At 67.3% G+C, this 6,605-nt stretch carries 3 protein-coding genes; 2 read left to right on the top strand and 1 reads right to left on the bottom strand.

Going from position 1 to position 6,605, the window contains the following annotated elements:
• Positions 1 to 375: 375 nt before the first annotated feature.
• Together ACNFOC_RS22755 and ACNFOC_RS22750 are read left to right on the top strand one after the other, a co-directional pair.
• The gene (locus ACNFOC_RS22755; RefSeq protein ID WP_416960943.1) at positions 376 to 993 is read left to right on the top strand and encodes an HAD family acid phosphatase; all 618 of its coding nucleotides are present in this window, start codon (positions 376 to 378) and stop codon (positions 991 to 993) included.
• Positions 994 to 1,040: 47 nt separating this feature from the next.
• Positions 1,041 to 3,932: an NACHT domain-containing protein gene (locus ACNFOC_RS22750; protein WP_416960942.1), complete on the top strand. Its 2,892-nt coding sequence runs from the start codon at positions 1,041 to 1,043 to the stop codon at positions 3,930 to 3,932.
• A 94-nt stretch (positions 3,933 to 4,026) separates the two neighbouring features.
• Here the strand turns inward: ACNFOC_RS22750 and ACNFOC_RS22745 are convergent, their stop codons facing one another.
• Positions 4,027 to 6,555, bottom strand: coding sequence for an ATP-dependent Clp protease ATP-binding subunit (locus tag ACNFOC_RS22745; protein ID WP_401944985.1), 2,529 nt, complete (start codon positions 6,553 to 6,555; stop codon positions 4,027 to 4,029).
• Positions 6,556 to 6,605 lie beyond the last annotated feature (50 nt).

Raw genomic sequence — 6,605 nt, 5'->3', positions numbered from 1 at the left:
CCCCGCGGACCCCCAAACCCCTCTTCTACGACGGAACCTAGTACTTCACCACAAAACTTCCACCTTCTTGACAGACCACCCAAGCATCCTGATTCCACCCCCAGACGGCGAAATCGGTCCTCCGGTTCCACGGATTTAAAGGAGAAAGTCCTAATTTGCACCGACCGGTGCGCACGACTGCCTCCCCTAGTAGGGGCCGAATCGCCTGTGCGGCTTGTCACCGGCGGGGTCGATCGCCAGGCGCGGAAATGTGGCGCAGGCCTCTATACACCTACCGTTCAGTAACCTTACGGTTCCCCTCACGCCACCCTCGCCCGCGACCATGCCTTCTGCACCAACCGGCAGCGCACAGACGTGAGAGGAACCCCCACCCCCATGACGAGACGACGCCCCTGGGCCCGCCGTACCGCCATAGCCGCCGTGACCGCGGCCGCCCTCGCGACGCTGACCGTCCCCGCGGAGGCCGCGACGAGCACCAGCACCACCGCGACGGCCGCCACGGTCGACTACTCGACCTGGCAACAGGACTGCCAGACGGTGATGAACCAGGCCCTGCCCTACCTGAAGCAGCGCATCGCGGCCACCAAGCCAGGTGAGAAGCAGGCGATCGTCTTCGACATCGACAACACCACCCTGGAGACCGACTTCGGCTTCAGCTGGCCCCAGCCGGCCAACAAGCCGGTCCTCGCGGTCGCCAAGTACGCCCAGGAGCACGGCGTTTCACTGTTCTTCGTCACGGCCCGCCCAGGCATCATCTACCTGCCGACCGAGTACAACCTCGAACACGACGGTTACGACGTCGACGGCCTCTACGTGCGCGGCCTCTTCGACCTGTTCAAGGACGTCGCCGACTACAAGACGGCCCAGCGCGCCGCGATCGAGAACAAGGGCTACACGATCATCGCGAACATCGGCAACAGCGCCACCGACCTGTCGGGCGGCCACGCCGAGAAGACCTTCAAACTGCCGGACTACGACGGCCAGTTGTCCTGACCCGTTAGGCTCCGTCCGTTCGCGCGACGACGGGGGTGGGGCGGCGGATGGAGCCCGCGGTACTCGGTGGCAAGTTGGCGTCAGGCCTGATCACACCGCTGCTGAAGAAGCTGTTCGTGCCCGAGGCCCCCGGCGCGGGCCTGGTCGGCAGACCGGTCCGCCTCTCCTCCCTCGTCTCCTTCAAGGGCGAGAAACGCACCCTGACGGAGAAGGACGTCCACAAGCTCGCCGACCACCTGGTCGCGCGGGCGGTGGACTCCCCCGGTGAGGCCCCCTTCCCACCCGACGAACAGCCCGCCGTGACAGACGCGTTGGCCCGCAGACTGCTGGCCCTCGGCGACCTGGCCATGGACGACGTCCAGGCCGTACGGCTCGGACACCGACACCTGGCAAGGCAGTTGGAGCACGGCGCCCCGGCTCCCGCCGGACTCTCCACCGACGCCCGCTACTTCCTCGACAACGCCACCGAGTGGGCCTGCCTCCAGATCCTGGAATTCTTCACCCGCCGCTCCACGTTCGTCGCCCGCACCCTGCTGGAACAGACCCGCACGCAGGCCGAACTGATCGCCCGCATCGACGAGTTGATCGCCCGCACCCCACGCCCCGGCTCCCAGGACCGCACCTTCGAACGCCGCTACCTCCCGTACGTCGCCGAGCGCCACAACCACATCACCATCTACGGCATCGACCTGCGTGAGTCTCCTGACCGCTGGCCCCTGGAGGTGGCGTACCTGAGCCTGGAGGCGACGGCGACAGAGGAACGCCGCCTCCCCGACGAACACCCCGGCGCCGCCTTCACCGTCCAACTCCCCGCCGAGGAAGCCCTGTCGACCCACGACCGCGTACTGCTGCGCGGCGACGCGGGTTCCGGCAAGACGACGCTGGTGCAGTGGCTGGCGGTGACAGCGGCGCGGGACGGCGACCGCATCCCGTACGTCCTCCCTCTCCGCACCTTGATCCGAGCCGGCCAACTCCCCTCCCCCGCAGCCTTCCTGTCCTCCACCGGCTGCCCCCACACCCCACCCGACGGCTGGACGGAACGCGTCCTGACCGCCGGCCGCGCCCTGGTCCTGGTGGACGGCCTGGACGAGATCCCGTCGACCGACCGCCACCGCACCCGAGACTGGCTCCTCTCCCTGATCCGAGCCTTCCCGGGCAACCGCTGGCTCCTGACCTCCCGCCCCACAGCGGTCCGCCCCGACTGGCTCGCATCGGAGGACTTCCGCGAACTGACCCTGGCCCCCATGCACCGCCCCGAGGTGAAGACCTTCGTCGAGCGATGGCACACGGCGGCCCAGGCCCCGGAGTACGAGGGCCCACTCCTGGACTCCCTCCGCACGAAACGGGACCTGGCACGGCTCGCCACGAATCCCTTGATGTGCGGCCTGATTTGCGCCCTGCACAGGGAGCGGAGGGGTTATCTCCCCACAGGCCGCAAGGAGTTGTACGACGCCGCCCTGACGATGCTGCTGGCACGGCGGGACCGGGAGCGGGGCATGGGCGCGCTGGAGGGAGCGGAACTGGGCGAGGAGGCTCAACTGGAGATGCTCCAACGCCTCGCCTACGCACTGGTGTTGAGCGGCCGCACGGAGATGGACATCGAGACGGCCGAGGGCATCGTGGAGCGCAGCCTGTCGACGGTGGCATCGGCGGTGGGGCAGGGCGATGCCGGGACGGTCCTGCGCACCCTGATGCTCCGCAGCGGCCTGCTCCGCCAACCGGCCGAGGGTGCAACGCACTTCGTCCACCGCACCTTCCAGGACTATCTCGGCGCGCGCTACGCCGTGGAGGAGGGCCACCTGGACGTCCTCACCAGCCACGCGGACGACACCCAGTGGGAGGACGTCATCCGCATGGCGGTCGCCCACGCCCGCCCGCGGGAACGGGTCGTATTGCTACGGCAGTTGCTGGCCCGGAACGAGCCCCGGCTCACGCTCCTGGCCCTGGCCTGCCTGGAGCATGCGACGGCGTTGGATCCGGGGGTGCGGGCTGAGGTGGAGGATCGGGCGGGCGCGCTGATCCCGCCGCGTACGGCAGAGGACGCGCACGCACTGAGGCAGGCGGGACCACTGGTGCTGGAGTTGCTGCCAGGTCCGGCGGGGCTGACGGACGCGGAGGCGCACGCAGTCACCGTCACCGCCTCGTTACTCGGCGCGGAGGAGCCGGAGGCGGCCCTGGCAGTGCTGCGGCGATTCCGGGACCACTCCGACCTCGAAGTGCGGCGCCAACTCGTGGGCACGTGGGACCGGTTCGACGTTCGGGAGTACGCGGTCGAGGTGCTCGATCACCTGGACCGGAAGGAGCTCTTCGTCAGGTGCGACAGCGATGAGAAGTATGCGGCACTCAGTTTGACGCGCCCTTGGAGGAGTGTCACGTTCGTCGGCTCCCGGACTTTGGCCGAGATCCTCGATGCCGTGGTGGACCCCGCTCAGGTCGAAACTCTGAGTGTGATCAACAATTCCCGCATCGCCGATCTGGGAGAGTTGTCATCCTTCTCTTCTCTGAACCGTCTGTGGCTTCACGGCTGTTCCAGAGTCGAGAGTCTCGGCCCGCTACCGGAACTCCCCATTACCGAACTGTGGTTGTCCGGGGTCAGCGGCATCACGGGACTACGAGAACTTCGTTCGTTGACCTGGCTGTCCCTCAACCGCAAACTTCAAGGGCACAGCCTCGCCGACTCCCTGCCCGTCGAGGCGCCTTTGAAGTACCTGCATCTGGGACCGGCAACGGTGCACACCATCGGTCTGCGCGGTCTCACCCGATGGCCCACACTCACGACTCTCAGACTCGGCGAGTCCGGCCGCCCGCTGACCGCCGCCGACTGGCAGGAAGTGGCTTCCCTCCCAGCTTTGGCGGAACTCCAGCTCGACGAGGAATTGTCCACCGCCTCGCTGAGCACCATGCCGAAACTCCCCGGCGTCCGCACCGTCCAGATGTAACCGGCTGGACAACGCTGCCCCCGTCCATGCCAAAGGGGCCGCCCCAGAACCAAAGTCCCGGCACGGCCCCCAGGCCAAGCGCACCCGTGAAGGGCTACGCCTCCTTGCTCAAATTCGGACCGGCCCCACCAGCAGCCGCATCCTCGATCGGCGGAACATCGGGAAGCGCCGACTTCTCCTCACCCCGGAAGGTGAAGGTCTTCGCCTCGCCCTCGCCCTCCACGTCGACGACCACGATGTGACCGGGACGCAGCTCGCCGAAGAGGATCTTCTCCGAGAGCGTGTCCTCGATCTCGCGCTGGATCGTGCGCCGCAGCGGACGCGCGCCCAGCACCGGGTCGTAACCCTTCTTGGAGAGGAGCTCCTTCGCGGCCGAGGAGAGCTCGATGCCCATGTCCCGGTCCTTGAGGCGCTCGTCCACCTTGCCGACCATGAGGTCGACGATCTGGAGGATGTCCTCCTGGGTGAGCTGCGGGAAGACGACGACGTCGTCGACACGGTTGAGGAACTCGGGGCGGAAGTGCTGCTTGAGCTCGTCCGAGACCTTGTTCTTCATGCGCTCGTAGTTGGACTTCGTGTCACCCGTGGCCGCGAAACCAAGGTTGAAGCCCTTGGAGATGTCCCGCGTGCCGAGGTTGGTCGTCATGATGATGACCGTGTTCTTGAAGTCCACGACCCGGCCCTGGGAGTCGGTCAGGCGACCGTCCTCCAGGATCTGGAGAAGGCTGTTGAAGATGTCCGGGTGGGCCTTCTCGACCTCGTCGAAGAGGACGACCGAGAACGGCTTGCGACGGACCTTCTCCGTGAGCTGGCCGCCCTCTTCGTAGCCCACGTATCCGGGGGGCGAACCGAAGAGCCGCGACACCGTGTGCTTCTCGCTGAACTCCGACATGTCGAGGGAGATCAGCGCGTCCTCGTCACCGAAGAGGAACTCGGCGAGGGCCTTGGACAGCTCGGTCTTACCGACACCGGACGGGCCGGCGAAGATGAACGAACCACCGGGACGCTTCGGGTCCTTGAGGCCCGCACGCGTACGACGGATCGCCTTCGAGAGCGCCTTGACGGCGTCCTTCTGGCCGATGACCCGCTTGTGGAGCTCGTCCTCCATGCGCAGCAGACGCGAGGACTCCTCCTCGGTGAGCTTGAAGACCGGGATGCCGGTGGCGGTCGCGAGGACCTCGGCGATCAGCTCGCCGTCGACCTCGGCGACGACATCCATGTCGCCGGCCTTCCACTCCTTCTCCCGCTTGGCCTTGGCGGCCAGGAGCTGCTTCTCCTTGTCGCGGAGGGAGGCGGCCTTCTCGAAGTCCTGCGAGTCGATCGCGGACTCCTTGTCGCGGCGGACGCCGGCGATCTTCTCGTCGAACTCGCGCAGGTCCGGCGGCGCGGTCATCCGGCGGATGCGCATCCGGGAACCGGCCTCGTCGATCAGGTCGATCGCCTTGTCCGGCAGGAAGCGGTCCGAGATGTACCGGTCGGCCAGCGTGGCGGCCTGCACGAGGGCCTCGTCCGTGATGGAGACACGGTGGTGGGCCTCGTAGCGGTCGCGCAGACCCTTGAGGATCTCGATGGTGTGCGGCAGGGACGGCTCCGCGACCTGGATGGGCTGGAAGCGGCGCTCGAGAGCGGCGTCCTTCTCCAGGTGCTTGCGGTACTCGTCCAGGGTCGTCGCACCGATGGTCTGGAGCTCACCGCGGGCCAGCATCGGCTTCAGGATCGAAGCGGCGTCGATGGCGCCCTCGGCGGCACCCGCGCCGACCAGCGTGTGCAGCTCGTCGATGAACAGGATGATGTCGCCGCGGGTGCGGATCTCCTTGAGGACCTTCTTCAGGCGCTCCTCGAAGTCACCGCGGTAGCGGGAGCCGGCGACCAGCGCGCCGAGGTCCAGGGTGTAGAGGTGCTTGTCCTTGAGGGTCTCGGGCACCTCGCCCTTGACGATGGCCTGGGCGAGGCCCTCGACGACGGCGGTCTTGCCGACGCCGGGCTCACCGATCAGGACCGGGTTGTTCTTCGTACGGCGGGACAGCACCTGCATGACCCGCTCGATCTCCTTCTCGCGCCCGATGACCGGGTCGAGCTTGGACTCACGAGCGGCCTGGGTGAGGTTCCGGCCGAACTGGTCGAGGACCAAGGACGTCGAGGGGGTGCCCTCCGCAGGGCCGCCGGCGGTGGCGGTCTCCTTGCCCTGGTAACCGGAGAGCAGCTGGATCACCTGCTGCCGCACACGGTTGAGATCAGCGCCCAGCTTGACCAGGACCTGGGCGGCGACGCCCTCGCCCTCACGGATCAGGCCGAGCAGGATGTGCTCCGTGCCGATGTAGTTGTGGCCCAGCTGAAGGGCCTCGCGGAGCGACAGCTCCAGGACCTTCTTGGCACGAGGGGTGAAGGGGATGTGCCCGGACGGGGCCTGCTGCCCCTGACCGATGATCTCCTCCACCTGCTGGCGGACCGCCTCGAGCGAAATCCCGAGGCTCTCCAGGGCCTTAGCGGCGACACCCTCACCCTCGTGGATGAGACCCAGGAGGATGTGCTCGGTGCCGATGTAGTTGTGGTTGAGCATCCGGGCTTCTTCCTGAGCCAGGACGACAACCCGCCGCGCGCGGTCGGTGAACCTCTCGAACATCGTTAATCGCTCCTCAGAGCGGTCAGGCAGTAAGGGGACGCTCCCCTCCC

This window comes from Streptomyces colwelliae, from assembly GCF_048158785.1.
Lineage (GTDB): Bacteria > Actinomycetota > Actinomycetes > Streptomycetales > Streptomycetaceae > Streptomyces.
The sequence above is the reverse complement of the archived record's forward strand: the minus strand, read 5'-3'. Positions and strand labels throughout refer to the sequence as shown.